This is a genomic window from Microbacterium pseudoresistens, assembly GCF_013409745.1.
GTDB lineage: Bacteria > Actinomycetota > Actinomycetes > Actinomycetales > Microbacteriaceae > Microbacterium > Microbacterium pseudoresistens.
Window position 1 is genome coordinate 1,926,588 of the sequence record NZ_JACCBH010000001.1, and the last position, 15,707, is coordinate 1,942,294.

Below are 15,707 nucleotides of genomic sequence, written 5' to 3' on the forward strand. Positions count from 1 at the left end.
CCCACCGGGATCTCAGTCGGATTCGCGCTGGCGGCGAACCATCTCCACGACCTCGTCGTACTTCGGCGAGTTCATGAAGTTGTCCACGGAGACGTGGATCGAATCGGGCGACTGCCCCTTGGCGCGGTCGGTCAGCTGCTGCTGGGTGATCACCAGGTCGGCGGTGCCGTCGAGGTTCGCGATGGCCTGGTTGACGACGGTGACGCCGTCGATCCCGGCCTTCTTGAACTTGTTGCGCAGCACGCTGGCGCCCATCGCCGACGAGCCCATCCCGGCATCGCACGCGAACACGATGTTCGAGATCTCGGCCGTGGCGACCGCGGCGGTGCCCGCCGCGACACCGCCGGCGGCACCGGCGAGGTTCGACAGCGTGGAGGACGACTTGCCCTTGTTCGCCTCGGTCTTGGCGATCGCGGCGGCCAGCGGGTCGCCGTTCGCGGCCTCGGCCGCGATGTCGCGCCGACGGGAGGCCAGCAGGATCGGTGCGCAGACGGCGAAGGTCACGGCCGCCGAGAACACCACCGAGCAGATCACGCCGAGGTGGCTGCCCGGCGCGGTCTGGATGAGCACCGCGAAGATCGATCCGGGAGCGGCGGGGGCGACCAGGCCCGACTGGAAGATGACGTTGGTGAGCACACCGGTCATGCCGCCGAGGATGAGTCCGAGGATCAGCAGCGGCTTGGCGAGCACGTACGGGAAGTACACCTCGTGGATGCCGCCGAGGAACTGGATGATGAACGCGCCCGGCGCCGTGGCGCGCGCGGCGCCGACGCCGAACACCGTGATCGCCAGGAGCATGCCGGCGCCGGGGCCGGGGTTGGCCTCGATGAGGAAGAGCAGGCTGCGGCCCGCCTCCTGCACCTGCTCGGTGCCCAGCGGTGTGAACACTCCGTGGTTGATCGCGTTGTTCAGGAACAGCACCTTGGCCGGCTCGACGATGATGCTCGCCAGCGGCAGCAGTCCGGTCTCGACGAGCCAGCCGACCGCGCCGCCGAGCAGCTCGGTGACCCACTTGATGACGGGGGCGAGCCAGAAGAACGAGGCGAGCGCCATGAAGAAGGCGACGAAACCGGCCGAGAAGTTGTCGACCAGCATCTCGAAGCCGGGCTTGATCCGACCGGTCCACGGCTTCTCCACCCACTTCAGCACGAGGGCCGTGAGGGGACCGGCGATCATCGCGCCGAGGAACATCACCGTTCCCGCGGCGCCGGAGATCACGCCGAACGCGGCCACGGCGCCCACGACGCCGCCGCGCACGCCGTGCACCATGCGGCCGCCGGTGTATGCGATGAGGGCGGGCAGCAGATAGTTGATGATCGGGCCGACCAGGCCCGGGTATTCCACGCCCCCGACCTCGCCTCCGCCCAGGATCGCGGAGTCCGCCCAGCGCCATGCCGCCACGGGACTCTCGCTGCCGAGCCAGCCGTTCGGGATGAACAGGGCGGTGATGAAGCCCCAGGCGATGAATGCCGCGATGTTCGGCATGACCATGCCGGACAGGAACGTGCCGAACTTCTGCACGCCCACACGGATGCCGCCCGTACTCGGGGCGGCCGGTGACGTCGTCGTCATGATGTCGTCTCTTTCTGGTGTGAGGGGAGGGATGCCGTGGCGGCGGCCACGGCGGAGCGGGCATGGGCGGCGTCGTCGGCCGCCAATGCCGCCTCGGCGAGCTGTCGGGTCTCGTCGAGGGTGCGTTCGGAGAGGGCCCGGCGCACATCGGAGAGCGCGGCCGGGGCCATGGACAGGCTCGTGGCACCCAGGCCGACGAGCACGAGTGCCAGCAGCGGATCGGCGGCGGCCTCGCCGCAGATCCCCACCGGCTTGCCGAGGGCGGCGCCCGCCGTGCCGACCTCGGCTACGAGGCGGAGCACGGCGGGATGCCACGGGTCCTGATACGAGGCGACCGAGCCGAGCATGCGGTCGGCGGCCATCGTGTACTGGGTGAGATCATTCGTGCCGATCGAGGCGAAATCGGCGTGCGCGAGCACCCGGTCGGCGAGGAGGGCGGCAGCGGGGATCTCGATCATCACCCCGGTCGTCTTCAGGCCGTGCTCGCGGGCGAGCGCAGTGAAGTAGGCGGTCTCCTCGACGGTGGCGACCATGGGCGCCATCACCCACAGATCGGCCTCGGTGGCCGCATCCGCGGCGGCCAGCGCCGTGAGCTGATCGCGCAGCACGGCCTCGGCGGCGCGCAGCGATCGCAGTCCGCGAAGGCCCAGCGCCGGGTTCTCCTCGTCGGAGTCGTTGAGGAAGGCGAGGGGCTTGTCGGCGCCCGCGTCGAGCATCCGCACGACGACCTTCTTGCCGCCGAACGCCTGCAGCAGCTGCGTGTACGCCTCGCGCTGCTCGTCGACCGTGGGGGCGGTCTCGGCGGAGAGGAACAGGAACTCCGTGCGGAACAGTCCCACGCCCTCGGCGCCGCGGGCCACGGCCTCGTCGGCGTCTGCGGGCTTGCCGAGGTTGGCCAGGAGCGGCACGGCGGTGCCATCGGCGAGGACACCGGGCGACGGCGGGGCGTCGTCGTCGGCCGCCCGCGCGGCGATGCGCGCATCCGCCGCGGCGAGCTCGTCGTCGGTCGGGTCGGTTGTGACGGCGCCCAGAGCCGCGTCGACGATCACGGTCGCGCCCTCGGCGATGCCGGCCGCGTCGGCGGCGCCCACGACGGCGACGATGCCCTTCTCCCGGGCGAGGATCGCGGTGTGCGACGTGGGCCCGCCGTCGGTCGTCACGAGGGCGAGCACCTGGTCGAGGTCGAGCAGGGCGGTGTCGGCCGGGGCGAGGTCGCGCGCCACGAGCACGAAGGGATGGCCAGGGTCGGGAACGCCGGGCGCGCTCACGCCCCGCAGGCGGGCGAGCACGCGTCCGGCGATGTCGTCGAGGTCGGCCGCGCGCTCGCCGAGGTAACCGCCCACCGAGCGCAACGTCTCCTGAAATCCGGAGAACGCGTCGTGCACGGCCCATTCGGCCGTCGCGCCGTCGTCGATGCGGGCGTCGGTCTCTTCTTCGAGAGTCGGATCCTCGGCGATCATCGCCTGGGCGTCCAGCACCTCGGCAGCCGATCCGCCGGCCGTCTCGGCACGCTGCTGCAGCTCTGCGGCGACCGCGGCCACCGCCTCGCGGGCGCGGGCGCGTTCGGCATCGGCGCCGAGCGTGCTGGGCGTGTTCTCCGGCGCCGGCAGCGCCTCGGACATGCGGGCGACCGGGCCGCGGGCGATCCCGCGGCCGATGCCCACACCGGTGATCGTGCTCATGCCGACTCGTCGTGGTCGGTAGAGAGGAAGGCGGCGAGGTCGTCGAGCACGGTCTCGGCGCCCTCGCCCTCGGCGCGGAGCGTGACCTCGTCGCCGTGGTCGATGCCCAGGGCGATGACGGCGAGGATGCTGGCGGCGTTCGCCGGCTTCGAAGCGCCCTTGGCGATCGTGACAGGAACGCCCGACTCCTTCGCGGCCTGGGCGAAGAGCTTGGCGGGGCGCGCGTGCAGCCCGTGCGAGGAGCCGATGCGGACGGTGCGGGTGAGCTCGGTCATGAGGTTCCTTTCGAGAGGGCCTGCTCGACGAGCGCGAGCGATCGCGAACCGTCGAGATCGGAGAAGGCGTCGTCCGGGAGGACGACGAGGTGCGCACGGGGTGCGTGCACGACGATGTCGTCGCGGCGATCCGCGAGGTGCGGGCCGAGCAGGATCACGTCGGCGAAGCCGTCCACGGCATCCGCCGCTGCGGCGGAGACCTGCCATTCACGGCCAGCGCTCTCCGCTGCCCGCCGCAGCCGTCCGGCCACGAAGGTGCTCGAGGCGCCCGCGCCGCATACCACCTGGATCCTCATCGATTCCGCCCTTCTGCCACCAGTCTGGGAAATCGCTGAGCGCGCCGCCACCAGGCTTCCTTCCGCCCGGGAGGAAGACGCGGTCGAAGGCGCATCGGGCGCCGGTCGGGGACGTCGGATCGGTGCGGATCGCCGCGGGAGTGGCGGGAGGCTGACATCATGAAGACATGTCGCGACGTCGCCAGGATCAGCTCCTCGGGGTGCTGCTGCGCGACGACGCCTGGGTCACGGCGGCGCGTCTGGCCGACGCTCTCGGGGTGACGCCGCGCAGCGTGCGCAGCTACGTGGCGGCCCTCAACGTCCGCGTTCCCGACGGCGACGCCGTCGAGTCGGGCCCCGCCGGCTACCGCGCGGGTGCGGCCGCGCGCGCCGCGCTGAACGACCGGGATGCGTCGGCGTCCACCCCCCGGGCGCGGCTGCATCGGATCGTGCGCGCCCTGCTCGACGACGCCGACGGGCTCGACGTGTACGGCATGGCCGCGACGCTGCATGTGAGCGAGGCGACGCTGGAGGCCGATCTCGGGCGCGTGCGCGCGCTGCTCGACGGCACGGGGCTGTTCTTGGATCGCGACCGCGAGCGGGTGCGGCTGCGGGGTCACGAACAGGCGCAGCGTCGGCTTCTGAGCCGTCTCGCGCACGACGAGATGGATTCCGCGGCCTTCCCCGTCGACCCCTTCCGGCTCGCATTGGAGGGCGGGACCGTGTCGTCGTCGGCCGTCGTGCCGTTCAAGGCGGAGCTCGTCGCCGAGCTCGGCCGGCTCGGCTACTACGTCAACGAGCTCGCGATCTCGGATGTGCTGCTGCACGTGGCCATCGCCGCGGATCGTGTGGCGGCCGGGCATCCGCTGGAGAGCACCGCCGCCGAGGGCAGCGACGAATGGGGGCCCGTGGCCGAGGCGATCGGTCGCCTCGCGCAGGAGCATCTCGGTGTCGAGCTCGGCGCGGGGGACCGGGCGCACCTGGCCCGGCTCGTGCTGACCCGGGTGGTCGCCCCCGGCACCGCCGATCCTGTCGCCGCCGCCCGCGCGGGCCTGGACCCCGAGGTGGAGGATGCCGTGCGCACCGTCGTGGGCCAGGCGGCGTCCGACTACGACGTCGATCTCGTCGACGACGCGTTCCTGCTGCGGCTGGCGCTGCACGTGCAGAACCTCAAGCGCAGGGCGAGCGAAGACGCCAGGGCCCGCAACCCGCTCACGCGCTCGCTCAAGACGGCGTATCCGATGATCTTCGAGGTGGCCGTGTCGGTGGTGAGCGGACTGCACGAGCGTCTGGGGCTGCCCGTCGACGACGACGAGATCGCCTACGTCGCGATGCACATCGGCGGCCGCCTCGAGCGCAGTCGCCGCGCGGAATCGCTGCTGACCGCGACGATCGTGTGCCCCGGGTACTACGAGCTGCACGAGGTGCTGCGCTCGCGGGTGGACCGTTCGCTGGGGCCCGCGATCGACGTCGTCTCGGTCGTGACCCGCATCGATCCGCAATGGGACGAGATCGACACCGACCTCGTGCTCAGCACGATCGACCCGGTCGGCGACTCCGACCGTGTCGTGCGCATCCAGCCGTTCCTCACCGAGGGCGACGTCGAGCGCGTGCAGCAGGCCGCCGCGCGGCTGCGCCGTACCCGTCGGCTGACGCGCCTGCGCGACGAGCTGTCGCGCTATTTCTCCGCCGACGCGTTCCTGTCTCCCGTGCCCGATGAGGGCGAGGAGGCGATCATCCGGCGGCTGGGCGGGATGCTCGAGGCGGCCGGGCTCATCGGTGAGGACTACGTCCGGAACACGATCCAGCGCGAGCGGCTGTCTTCGACGGCGTTCAGCGACGCGCTGGCCGTGCCGCACGCCATGCAGATGACCGCGCGGCGGACGGCCATCGCCGTGGGCATCGCCGCCGGGTCCGTGGCCTGGGGGGCGGGGCGGGTGCAGGTCGTCGCGCTCGCCGCGTTCAGCGAGCAGGATCGCGCGGCGTTCCAGACCGTGTTCGAGCAGCTCGTCGAGGTGTTCAGCGAGCGCGACAGCGTGCAGCGCATCGTGCGCCGTGCCACCGACTTCGAATCGTTCCTCGACGAACTGGTCGCCGTGATCGACGGCTGATGTGATCTCCGATCAGGGAGCGTCGGGCGCGGACAGCACGGCGGTGAGGGCATCCAACAGGGTCTCGGCGCGGGGGGAGTCCGCCGTGCTCAGCACCACCTCGTCGCCCTGGCCGAGAGCGAGCTCCATGACGGCGAGGATGCTGGCGAGTTCCACCTCGACGCCGTCTGCGGTGGTGAGGGTCACCGGGGCGCCGTAGGCGGTCGTGAGACGGACGAGTTCGGCCACGGGACGCGCGTGCATGCCGTCGGCCGCATGGATCGTCACGGTCCGGCGCGGCATGTCAGCGATGCTATCGGCGATCAGGCGGTGAGGGCGAGGATGCCCCGCACGAGCACGACGACGGTTCCCGCCCACGCGCACCACAGCATCGCTGCGCGCGCGAATGCGATGGGCACCCGCCGCACGAGCGCGGCGCCGAGCAGCGACCCGGCCGCAGTGCACACGGCGAGGATCGAGACGTCGACGGGAGAGGACTCCGGCAGCCCCCGCAGCAGCACTGACACGACGCCGAAGACGAGGAAGATCACCTGCGCGCTCGCCGCGAACCGGCGCTGATCCCAGCGGTCGCCCATCGCGAACGCGGCCAGCGGAGGGCCCGACAGACCGCTGGAGGCGTGCATGAATCCTGCGGCGGCGCCCGCGGCGAGCGCCCCGGTTCGGCCGTGCAGCGCGCGGGCGGCGATCGCTCCCAGCCGCGGCGCGAGCAGCGCCATGATCGCCATCGCCGCGATGAGCAGGAGCAGCGCCGGCTCGGGCAGCATCCGCGACACCAGCGCGCCCAGCGGCGCGGCGATCAGACCCGCGGCGAGCAGCCAGGTCGCACGCCGCCAGTCGACGTCTCGCCAGGCCGAGGGGATGGCCGTGGCCGCCGCGATGACCGCGAGCAGCACGGCGAGGGTCACCCCCTCGACGGCGCCGTAGACGAGCACGACGGGGCCGAGCAGCACGAGCACGAACGCGAGCCCCGTGATCCGCTGGATCACCGCCGCGATCACCGTGCTCAGGCCGACGACGACCAGGAGCAGGATCGGCGTGCTCAGCACCGATGCGCCCAGAGCAACCGTTGTGCCCAGAACAGACGCGCTCAGGATCGTTCGTCCAACAGCGCGCGTGCGCCGGCCTCGACGTCGGCGATCCGTTCGGCCGCCTGTTCTGGGGTCTCGCCCCGGGCATCCAGATACACCTTGAGCTTCGGCTCCGTGCCGCTGGGGCGCACGATCACGCGCGTGCCGCCGGCGAGACGGTAGCGCAGCACGTCTCCCGACGGGGCGCCCGGCGGCGCCTGCAGCAGATCGTCGACGGCCTCGACGGCGAGCGACCCGATCCGCGCGGGAGGCATCGTGCGCAGCGACAGCATCAGCGCGTCGATCACGCCGAGGTCATCGACGCGGATCGAGACCTGGCCGCTCGCGAAGTGGCCGCATGCATCGCCCAGTTCGCGGAGCAGGGTCGAGAGCGACTCGCCGCGCTCGCGGGCCTCGGCCGCCAGGCCCAGCAGGGCGACGGCGGCGGAGATGCCGTCCTTGTCGCGGATGGTGCCCGGATTCACGAGGTAGCCGAGGGCCTCCTCGTAGCCGAACACGATCGAGGGGGCACGGGAGATCCACTTGAAACCGGTGAGGGTCTCGTGCGCGTCGAGGCCGTAGTGCTGCGCGATGGCGGCGAGCCCCGGCGAGGAGACCAGCGAGCACGCCAGCGAGGCGCCGGGCAGGGCCGCCGGGTTCTCGGCGCGCGCCGCCTGCACGGCGCGGGCCGCGCGCCAGCCCAGGAGCAGCCCCACCTCGTTGCCGGTGAGCCGGCGCCAGCCGCCCTCGGCGGAGGCGTCGGGAACGGCCACGGCGAGCCGATCGGCATCCGGGTCGTTCGCGATCACGAGCTCGGCGTCCACGGCGCGAGCACGGGCGAAGGCGAGATCCATCGCCCCGGGCTCCTCGGGATTGGGGAAGGCGACGGTGCGGAAGGTCGGATCCGGCTGCCGCTGCTCCTCGACCATGCGCGGCGCCGGGTACCCGGCGGACTCGACGACGCGGGCGAAGGTCTCGGCGCCCACGCCGTGCATCGCCGTGTAGACCCAGCGCAGGCCCGCGGCGGCGGCAGGCGCGGGCGCGACTGCTGCGGTGGCCGCGATGTAGGCGGAGACCACCTCTTCCGGGGCGATCTCGTAACCGGTGTCGCGGGGGAGGAGCCCGATGTCGCCGGCATCCGCCACGCGCTCGATGTGCGCCGCGATCTGCGCATCCGCCGGCGAGACGATCTGCGACCCCTCATCGGCACCGCCGAGGTACACCTTGTAGCCGTTGTCGTTCGGCGGATTGTGGCTCGCGGTCACCATGACACCGGCCTCGACGCCGAGATGGCGCACCGCGAAGGCGAGCACCGGTGTGGGCAGCAGGCGCGGCAGGAGGATGGCGCGCAGCCCCGCACCGGCGAAGATCTCGGCGGAGTCCTGGGCGAACCGCTGCGAGTTGCGACGGCCGTCGTAGCCGATCACGACCGCGGGGCGGGACCCGTGTGCGCGCTCGCGCAGGAACGCCGCGAAACCTGCGGCGGCCTGCGCGACGAGCACCCGGTTCATCCGGTTGCTGCCCGCGCCCAGCTCGCCGCGCAGCCCCGCGGTGCCGAACGCGAGCCGGGTGCCGAAGCGGTCCTCCAGGTCGGCCAGCGCGGCCCGGTCTCCCGCGGCGGCGCGGGTGATGATCCCGGCGAGCTCGTCGCGGGTCTGCGGGTCGGGATCCTGCCGCAGCCAGGAGCGGGCCTGCTGCAGACGGTCGGCCGCATCGACGGCGGGCGCGGCGTCCGCCGCGGGGGTGCTCACAGCTCGCCGATCACGCGGGCGAGCAGAGACGAGATCACCGGCTCGGCCTCACGGCCCGCGGCGATCACCTCCTCGTGGCTGAGCGGGGTCGGCTGGATGCCCGCGGCGAGGTTCGTGATGAGCGAGAACCCGAGCACCTCCATGCCCGCCTCGCGCGCCGCGATGGCCTCCAGCGCCGTGCTCATGCCGACGATGTCGCCGCCCATCGTCCGCGCCATCCGCACCTCGGCCGGGGTCTCGTAGTGCGGGCCGCGGAACTGCACGTACACGCCCTCGTCGAGCGACGGGTCGATCGTGCGGGCGAGCTCGCGCAGTCGGCGGCTGTAGAGGTCGGTGAGGTCGACGAAGGTCGCCCCCTCCAGCGGAGAGTCGGCGGTGAGGTTGAGGTGATCGGCGATGAGCACCGGCTGCCCGGCGCGCCACGTCTCGCGGATGCCGCCCGCGCCGTTGGTGAGCACCATCGTCTGCACGCCGGCGGCGGCGGCCGTGCGCACGCTGTGCACGACGCGGCGCACCCCGTGGCCCTCGTAGTAGTGCGTACGCGCGCCGATGATCAGCACGTTCCTGCCGCCGGGCGTGCGGATGCTCCGCAGCGTGCCGACGTGGCCCTCCAGAGCGGGCTTGGAGAAGCCGGTGACCTCGGTCGCGGGGATGGTCGCGACGGTCTCGCCGATCAGCTCGGCGGCCTTGCCCCAGCCCGAGCCGAGGGTGACGGCGATGTCGTGCTGCTCGACGCCGGTCAGGCGGCGGATGTCGGCCGCCGCCGCGCGGGCGATCGCGAACGGATCGGCGTCGGGGGCGTCGAGGGGGTTGTCCTGGATCTCGTGCATGCACCCACTCTAGGAACCCTGCATATGCGGAAGCCAGATGTGCGGGAGAATGGAGATCATGTCGCCCAACCCCTTCGCGAACAGGCAGCGCGTCGCCGTCCTCGGCGGCGGCCCCGGTGGTTACGAGGCGGCGCTCGCCGCAGCTCAGCTCGGTGCCGAGGTGACCCTCGTGGAGCGGGTCGGGGTGGGCGGATCGGCGGTGCTGACCGATGTGGTTCCGTCGAAGAGCCTCATCGCCACGGCGGATGCGGCCGTCGCGATCGCCGAGGCGTCGGACCTCGGCGTGCAGTTCTACGCCAAGGGCGACAAGGACCGCCCGCTCAAGCCCGAGGTGGCCATCAACCTCGCCGCCGTCAACAAGCGCCTCCTCGCCCTCGCCCGCCAGCAGTCCGACGACATGCGCACGGCGCTCGCCGATGCGGGGGTGCGCATCCTCTCCGGCCAGGGGCGCCTGGACGGACCGGGGGCGATCGTTGTGGCGACCGACGACGGCGGCACCGACTTCGACCGGATCGAAGCCGACACGGTCGTCGTGGCCGTGGGGGCGTCTCCGCGCGAGCTGGACTCGGCCAAGCCCGACGGCAAGCGCATCCTCACCTGGACCCAGCTGTACGACATGCGTGCGCTCCCGGAGCACCTCATCGTGGTCGGCTCCGGTGTCACCGGCGCCGAGTTCGCGTCGGCCTACATGAACCTGGGCGCGAAGGTCACGCTCATCTCCAGCCGCGACCAGGTGCTGCCCGGCGAAGATGAGGATGCCGCGAAGGTGCTCGAGAAGGTCTTCACGCGCGGCGGCATGCAGGTGCTGTCGAAGTCCCGCGCCCAATCGGTCGAGGTGGTCGCAGGCGGTGTGCTCGTCACGCTGTCGGACGGACGAACGGTCGAGGGCAGCCACTGCCTCATGGCGGTGGGATCCATCCCCAACACGGCGGGGATCGGGCTCGAGGAGGCCGGCGTCGAGCTCACCGGCTCCGGGCACATCCGCGTCAACCGCGTCGCGCGCACCTCGGTGTCCGGCGTGTACGCCGTCGGGGACTGCACCGACTTCTTCCCCCTCGCCTCGGTGGCGTCGATGCAGGGGCGCACGGCGGTCTTCCATGCCCTCGGCGACATCGTCATCCCGCTGGATCAGCGCAAGATCACGGCGAACATCTTCACCGCGCCCGAGATCGCGACGATCGGCATGGGTGAGAAGGACATCGCCGACGGCACCGTCGACGGCTTCGTGTACAAGCTGCCGCTCGCCGCCAACCCGCGCGCGAAGATGATGGGCATCAAAGACGGCTTCGTCAAGCTCATCGCCCAGAAGGGCTCGGGAACGGTCGTCGGCGGCGTGATCGTCGCGCCCAAGGCCTCCGAGCTCATCTATCCGATCGCCCTCGCCGTCGAGCGCCGCCTCACCGCCGATCAGGTCTCGAGGGTGTTCGCCGCGTATCCGTCGCTCTCGGGCAGCATCACGGATGCCACCAGGGCGATGCACCTCATGAACATCTCCTGATCTGCTGAGGGGCGATCCTTCCGGACGTCAGAACCGGCGACCGCCGGAGCGCCCGGACGAGCGACTGCCGCCGGAGGAGCGACTCGACGACGAGCGCGACGAGGAGCGACTCGACGAGCGGTGCGAGCCTCCTCCCCAGGAGTGCGACGAGGAGGAACCGCCCCACCCGGAGGAGGAACCCCCGCCTCCGCCGCTCATGCCCATGGCGCCGAACAGTGCGCCCAGCAGCACGCCGCCGACCGTGAACAGGACCACCGGGGCGAAGCTCATGTCCTCCCGCAAGATGCCGAGCGAGCCGAACAGGCCCACGACGCCTCCGCTGAGGGCTCCCGTGCCGGCGCGCGCGCCCGTCGACGGCCCGTCGTCCTCATAGGCGTAGCTGCGCACCGGCGCCTGCCGGCGGGGGAATCTCGACGGGCTCGTCGTCGTGCTCGATGTCCCGGTGCTCGATGTCCTCGTGCTCGATGTCGCCGTGCCGCCCACGAGGGCGGACACCTCGGCGGCGAGCGTCCGGCTGCGCTGCGCGTGAGCCGCGGCGGAATCCGCATCGGTGTCCTTGGCGCTCATCGCCTGCCGCAGCTCGTCCTGTGCGAGGCGGAGCTTGCCCAGCGTCTGCGCCGTGAACTCTCCCGGCCGGGCGGCGATCGAGCTCTCGGCCAGCCTCACGGCGGATGCGGCGTCGTCGATCGCCCGGTTGCCTGTCGTCGCATACGACGCCGATGTGGACGCGGACACGGAAGCCGGGGTGGCGGTGGAAGCCGGGTCGCCGGGTGCGGCGAGGATCTCGGCCTGCGCCGCGACGGCGGCGTGCAGCTCTGCGATCTCGGCGAAGTCGCGCTCGGCCTCGTGCGTCGCCTGCCGCACCACCGTCGGCCGTCCACGATGCACGGCGTCCTCCACGAGCACGATCTGCTCGTCGGCGTGCGCGAGCCTGCGGCCGATCTCGGAGTCGTTGTCGGCGACGGCGGCGATCTGCGCCGCGGGGAACGATGCGCGCAGCGTCGCGATCCGCTCGGCGGCCGACTCCTGAAGCGTTTCGGCGTTGGCGCGACCGGTGCGCAGGCGCTCGAGGGTGGCGGGTGCGTCCTTCGACAGCGCGCGCAGGGCCTGGAGGCGTTTGCTGCGCGCGTCGAGATCCTTGTTCACCTGCGTGCACGCGGCGAGGATCTCGTTCGTCCAGGCACGGGTGTCGGCGGTCGTGTCGGGCTCGGAGTCTTCGAGCAGCCGCTGGCGCTCGAAGGCGTGACCCAGCTGCGCGCGCCCCGCGGTGAGCACCTCGGTGAACTCGCGCGTCGCCTCCTCGCCGAACTCGGCGGTCACGAAGCCCAGCTCCTGCTCACTCGTGCGCAGCGCCTCGTCGGTGCGCACCAGAGCGATCGACGCGCGTCTCTTCTGTCCCTCGAGCGTGCGCAGCTCTTGGGCGCGCGCCGCCCGGCGACGGGCGTACAGCACGAGCTGCACGATGATGAAGATCACCAGCGCTGCACCGGCGACGATCAGCGCCCACACCCACCACGGCAGCGGCACCTTGTCGAACTCGTCGACGAGATAGTCCACGCCGCCCGCCCAGTCGTCGTCGGCGAAGTAGCGCGAGCCCACCTGCTCCTCGAGGTCGAGCACGCGCGATTCGGAGAGAGGACCGGCGGCCACGTCTCCGCCGCCGTACTCGGCCGAGATCGCCAGGGCGCGACCATCGGTGGCGACGGCCAGCAGGTACTGGTCACTGGCGAGATTGCTGAGCTGCGCCGCCGCATCCGCCCATTGCAGCGCGTTGGACGGAGACGTGAACTCGTCGACGAACACGACGAACAGCTCCGGACGGTCATCCGTCTTCGCCAGTGCGTCGAGCCGCTCCTCGAGCCGGCGCTCCTCGGCGGACGAGAGCACATCGGACGCGTCGGTGAGGTGGCCGGGACCCAGCCGATCCGGATCCGTGGCGCTCGCCGCCGGGGCCAGCGCGAGCAGCCCCGTCACCGCGAGAGCCGCTGCCGCGCACAGCGCGGCCGCCCTCGACCTCCGGTCGTTCTTCGTCGTCATCGATACCCCCGTCATCGATTCGCGGCGACCGCTGCGCCGTCGCAGCGGTTCAGCTGACCAGTTCAGCTGATCGTGAGCAGCGGATGCCCCGACGAGACCGTCTCGCCTGCCGTGGCGTTGATGTTGCCGATCACGCCGTCCTTGTGCGCCTGCAGCGGCTGCTCCATCTTCATCGCCTCCAGCACGACCACCAGGTCGCCCTTGACCACGTGCTGGCCCTCTTCCACGGCGAGCTTGACGACGGTCGCCTGCATGGGCGACTTCACCGCGTCACCGGAGGCGCCTGCCGACACGCTCGTGGCGTGGCTGCGTCGCGACGGCGGCACGGCGGCGGGCCGGCCGACGCGGGTCGTCGCGGCGGCGACCCGGTCGGGCAGGCTCACCTCGAGCCGCTTTCCCGCGACCTCGACGACGACGGTGTGCCGGCCCGGCGCGTCCGCCTGCTCGGCGAGCTCGCCGTCCCACGCCGGAATGTCGTTGACGAACTCCGTCTCGATCCAGCGTGTGAACACGCCGAAGGAGCCGTTCTCCGCGGTGAAGGCCGGATCCCGCACGACCTTGCGGTGGAAGGGGAGCACGGTGGGCATGCCCGCCACCTCGAACTCGTCGAGAGCGCGCCGGGCGCGCTCCAGCGCCTCGTCGCGATTCCTGCCGGTGACGATGATCTTCGCCAGCAGCGAGTCGAAGGCGCCCGAGACGGTGTCGCCCGCGGTCACGCCGGAGTCGAGGCGGATGCCGGGGCCGCCGAACGTCTTGAACACGCTGATCGGCCCGGGCTGGGGGAGGAATCCGCGCCCCGGATCCTCGCCGTTGATGCGGAACTCGATCGAGTGCCCCTGCGGCTCGGGGTCGTCGTCATCGATCGTGCCGCCGGCCGCGATGCGGAACTGCTCGCGCACGAGGTCGATCCCGGTGACCTCCTCCGAGACCGGATGCTCCACCTGCAGTCGCGTGTTGACCTCGAGGAACGAGATGGTGCCGTCGGCGCCGATGAGGAACTCGCACGTGCCCGCGCCGACGTAGCCGACCTCGCGGAGGATCGCCTTGGACGAGTCGTAGAGGATGCGGTTCTGCTCCTCGGTGAGGAACGGCGCCGGTGCTTCTTCGACGAGCTTCTGGTGGCGACGCTGCAGCGAGCAATCGCGCGTGGAGACGACCATGACGTTGCCGGCCGCGTCGGCCAGGCACTGGGTCTCGACGTGCCGGGGCTTGTCGAGGTACTTCTCCACGAAACACTCTCCGCGCCCGAACGCGGTGATCGCCTCGCGCGTGGCCGACTCGAACATCTCGGCGACCTCGTCGAGCTCGCGGGCGACCTTGAGGCCGCGTCCCCCGCCGCCGTACGCGGCTTTGATCGCGATGGGCAGCCCGACCTCGCGCGCGAAGGCGACGACCTCGTCGGCGGTGTCGACCGGGCCGGGGGTGCCGGGGGCGAGCGGAGCGCCCACCTTCTCGGCGACGTGCCTGGCGGTGACCTTGTCTCCCAGCGCCTCGATCGCCTCGGGCGATGGGCCTATCCAGACGAGTCCGGCGCGGATCACGGCGCGGGCGAACTCGGCGTTCTCGGCGAGGAACCCGTATCCGGGGTGCACCGCGTCGGCGCCGGAGCGGCGGGCGATGGAGAGGATCTTGTCGATGCTCAGGTACGTCTCGGCACCGGTGGCGCCGTCGAGCGCGTACGCCTCGTCGGCGAGCATGGCGTGCATCGCGTCGCGATCCTGATCGGCGTATACGGCGACCGAGGCGAGCCCCGAGTCGCGGGCGGCGCGGATGATGCGGACGGCGATCTCGCCGCGGTTGGCGACGAGCACCTTGGCGAACGCGCCCTGCGAGGACGTGGCCTGTTCGGTCTGGGGCATGAGTGCCAGCTTATCGAGCGGAAGGGCATTCATTTTGACGCCCTCCCACAAGAAACCCGCGAAATCGTGGGTGCAGGTCTACGACGCAGGCGAGGCGTCGGCGGGCGGCCAGAGGTCGGACCAGGTGACGCCAAGTTCGGCGGCGAGGCGACGCAGCGTCGACAGCGACATCCCGACGACCGTCGACGGATCGCCCTCGACGCGTTCGATGAAGGCGCCGCCGAGGCTGTCGATCGTGAACGCGCCCGCGACGTGCAGCGGTTCGCCCGAGGCGACGTACGCCTCGATCTCGTGGTCGGTGACGTCGGCGGCGAAGGTCACCGTCGCCTCGGCGACCGCGTGCGCCTCGACGGGGTCGGCACCAGGACGCAGCCGGAAGACGCTGTGACCGGAGTGCAGCACGCCCGTGCGGCCGCGCATCTCGCGCCAGCGCCGCGTCGCCTCCGCCGGCTCGTACGGCTTGCCGTAGACGCGCCCGTCGAGCGCGAACATCGAGTCGCCGCCGATGACGATGCCGTCGAAGTCCGGCACCTGCTGCGGAATCCGCGCGGCGACGTCCGCAGCCTTGGCCCGCCCGAGCAGCAGCACGAGCTCGGGGGGCGGCAGGGGCTCGCCGCGCTCGGCCTCCGCTCTGGCGGCCACGGCATCCTCATCGACATCGGGCGCGATGGTGAGCGGCTCGATCCCGCTCTGGCGCAGCAGGGCGAGGCGGGCGGGGGAGGTGGAGGCCAGGCATACGCGCATGCCTCC

General features: G+C 71.8%; 13 protein-coding genes. 2 read left to right on the forward strand and 11 right to left on the reverse strand.

What is annotated here, in order from left to right:
* Window positions 1–12: 12 nt before the first annotated feature.
* Genes BKA02_RS09565 through BKA02_RS09580 form a run of 4 tightly spaced genes read right to left on the reverse strand, consistent with a single transcriptional unit; the run spans window position 13 to window position 3,825 of the window.
* A complete protein-coding gene (locus tag BKA02_RS09565) occupies window positions 13–1,572 on the reverse strand; it encodes a PTS mannitol transporter subunit IIBC (protein WP_218844507.1) in 1,560 nt (519 codons plus the stop codon).
* Entirely contained in the window at window positions 1,569–3,254 is a 1,686-nt protein-coding gene (ptsP, locus tag BKA02_RS09570) for a phosphoenolpyruvate--protein phosphotransferase (protein WP_179433510.1), read from the reverse strand. The genes BKA02_RS09565 and ptsP overlap by 4 nt, the downstream gene beginning before the upstream one ends.
* Entirely contained in the window at window positions 3,251–3,529 is a 279-nt protein-coding gene (locus BKA02_RS09575) for an HPr family phosphocarrier protein (protein WP_179433512.1), read from the reverse strand. The genes ptsP and BKA02_RS09575 overlap by 4 nt, the downstream gene beginning before the upstream one ends.
* Entirely contained in the window at window positions 3,526–3,825 is a 300-nt protein-coding gene (locus BKA02_RS09580) for a PTS sugar transporter subunit IIB (protein WP_179433514.1), read from the reverse strand. The genes BKA02_RS09575 and BKA02_RS09580 overlap by 4 nt, the downstream gene beginning before the upstream one ends.
* A 167-nt stretch (window positions 3,826–3,992) precedes the next feature.
* On the opposite strand from BKA02_RS09580, the gene BKA02_RS09585 reads away from it, so the two are divergent.
* Window positions 3,993–5,915 carry a BglG family transcription antiterminator gene (locus BKA02_RS09585; RefSeq protein ID WP_179433516.1) on the forward strand — a complete coding sequence of 641 codons (1,923 nt, stop codon included), beginning with the start codon at window positions 3,993–3,995 and terminating at the stop codon, window positions 5,913–5,915.
* Between the two features lie 12 nt (window positions 5,916–5,927).
* Here BKA02_RS09585 and BKA02_RS09590 read toward each other — a convergent pair whose 3' ends face one another.
* The 4 genes from BKA02_RS09590 to BKA02_RS09605 are packed head-to-tail and all read right to left on the reverse strand — an operon-like array spanning window position 5,928 to window position 9,563.
* Entirely contained in the window at window positions 5,928–6,197 is a 270-nt protein-coding gene (locus BKA02_RS09590; protein ID WP_179433518.1) for an HPr family phosphocarrier protein, read from the reverse strand.
* Window positions 6,198–6,217: 20 nt separating this feature from the next.
* A complete protein-coding gene (locus tag BKA02_RS09595; RefSeq protein ID WP_179433520.1) occupies window positions 6,218–6,961 on the reverse strand; it encodes a TSUP family transporter in 744 nt (247 codons plus the stop codon).
* Window positions 6,962–7,002: 41 nt separating this feature from the next.
* Entirely contained in the window at window positions 7,003–8,733 is a 1,731-nt protein-coding gene (locus BKA02_RS09600) for a phosphohexomutase domain-containing protein (RefSeq protein ID WP_179433522.1), read from the reverse strand.
* On the reverse strand, window positions 8,730–9,563 hold the full coding sequence (locus BKA02_RS09605) for a purine-nucleoside phosphorylase (protein ID WP_179433524.1): 834 nt from the start codon (window positions 9,561–9,563) through the stop codon (window positions 8,730–8,732). Before BKA02_RS09605 ends, BKA02_RS09600 begins: the two co-directional genes overlap by 4 nt.
* 49 nt (window positions 9,564–9,612) lie before the next feature.
* Between BKA02_RS09605 and BKA02_RS09610 the strand changes: the two genes are divergently transcribed.
* On the forward strand, window positions 9,613–11,061 hold the full coding sequence (locus BKA02_RS09610) for an NAD(P)H-quinone dehydrogenase (protein ID WP_370467862.1): 1,449 nt from the start codon (window positions 9,613–9,615) through the stop codon (window positions 11,059–11,061).
* A 27-nt stretch (window positions 11,062–11,088) separates the two neighbouring features.
* Here BKA02_RS09610 and BKA02_RS09615 read toward each other — a convergent pair whose 3' ends face one another.
* From BKA02_RS09615 to BKA02_RS09625, 3 genes are all read right to left on the reverse strand, one after another.
* The gene (locus BKA02_RS09615; protein ID WP_179433528.1) at window positions 11,089–13,098 is read right to left on the reverse strand and encodes a TPM domain-containing protein; all 2,010 of its coding nucleotides are present in this window, start codon (window positions 13,096–13,098) and stop codon (window positions 11,089–11,091) included.
* Window positions 13,099–13,160: 62 nt separating this feature from the next.
* The gene (locus BKA02_RS09620; RefSeq protein ID WP_246286008.1) at window positions 13,161–14,957 is read right to left on the reverse strand and encodes an acetyl/propionyl/methylcrotonyl-CoA carboxylase subunit alpha; all 1,797 of its coding nucleotides are present in this window, start codon (window positions 14,955–14,957) and stop codon (window positions 13,161–13,163) included.
* 78 nt (window positions 14,958–15,035) lie between these two features.
* On the reverse strand, window positions 15,036–15,701 hold the full coding sequence (locus tag BKA02_RS09625; protein ID WP_179433531.1) for a Maf family protein: 666 nt from the start codon (window positions 15,699–15,701) through the stop codon (window positions 15,036–15,038).
* Window positions 15,702–15,707 lie beyond the last annotated feature (6 nt).

Coding starts and splice junctions, on each gene's coding strand:
- BKA02_RS09580 (WP_179433514.1), bottom strand. CDS start 3,825: ATGAGGATCCAGGTGGTATGCGGCGCGGGCGCCTCGAGCACCTTCGTG.
- BKA02_RS09620 (WP_246286008.1), bottom strand. CDS start 14,957: ATGCCCCAGACCGAACAGGCCACGTCCTCGCAGGGCGCGTTCGCCAAG.
- BKA02_RS09590 (WP_179433518.1), bottom strand. CDS start 6,197: ATGCCGCGCCGGACCGTGACGATCCATGCGGCCGACGGCATGCACGCG.
- BKA02_RS09575 (WP_179433512.1), bottom strand. CDS start 3,529: ATGACCGAGCTCACCCGCACCGTCCGCATCGGCTCCTCGCACGGGCTG.
- BKA02_RS09625 (WP_179433531.1), bottom strand. CDS start 15,701: ATGCGCGTATGCCTGGCCTCCACCTCCCCCGCCCGCCTCGCCCTGCTG.
- BKA02_RS09585 (WP_179433516.1), top strand. CDS start 3,993: ATGTCGCGACGTCGCCAGGATCAGCTCCTCGGGGTGCTGCTGCGCGAC.
- BKA02_RS09605 (WP_179433524.1), bottom strand. CDS start 9,563: ATGCACGAGATCCAGGACAACCCCCTCGACGCCCCCGACGCCGATCCG.
- BKA02_RS09610 (WP_370467862.1), top strand. CDS start 9,613: ATGGAGATCATGTCGCCCAACCCCTTCGCGAACAGGCAGCGCGTCGCC.
- BKA02_RS09565 (WP_218844507.1), bottom strand. CDS start 1,572: ATGACGACGACGTCACCGGCCGCCCCGAGTACGGGCGGCATCCGTGTG.
- ptsP (WP_179433510.1), bottom strand. CDS start 3,254: ATGAGCACGATCACCGGTGTGGGCATCGGCCGCGGGATCGCCCGCGGC.
- BKA02_RS09615 (WP_179433528.1), bottom strand. CDS start 13,098: ATGACGACGAAGAACGACCGGAGGTCGAGGGCGGCCGCGCTGTGCGCG.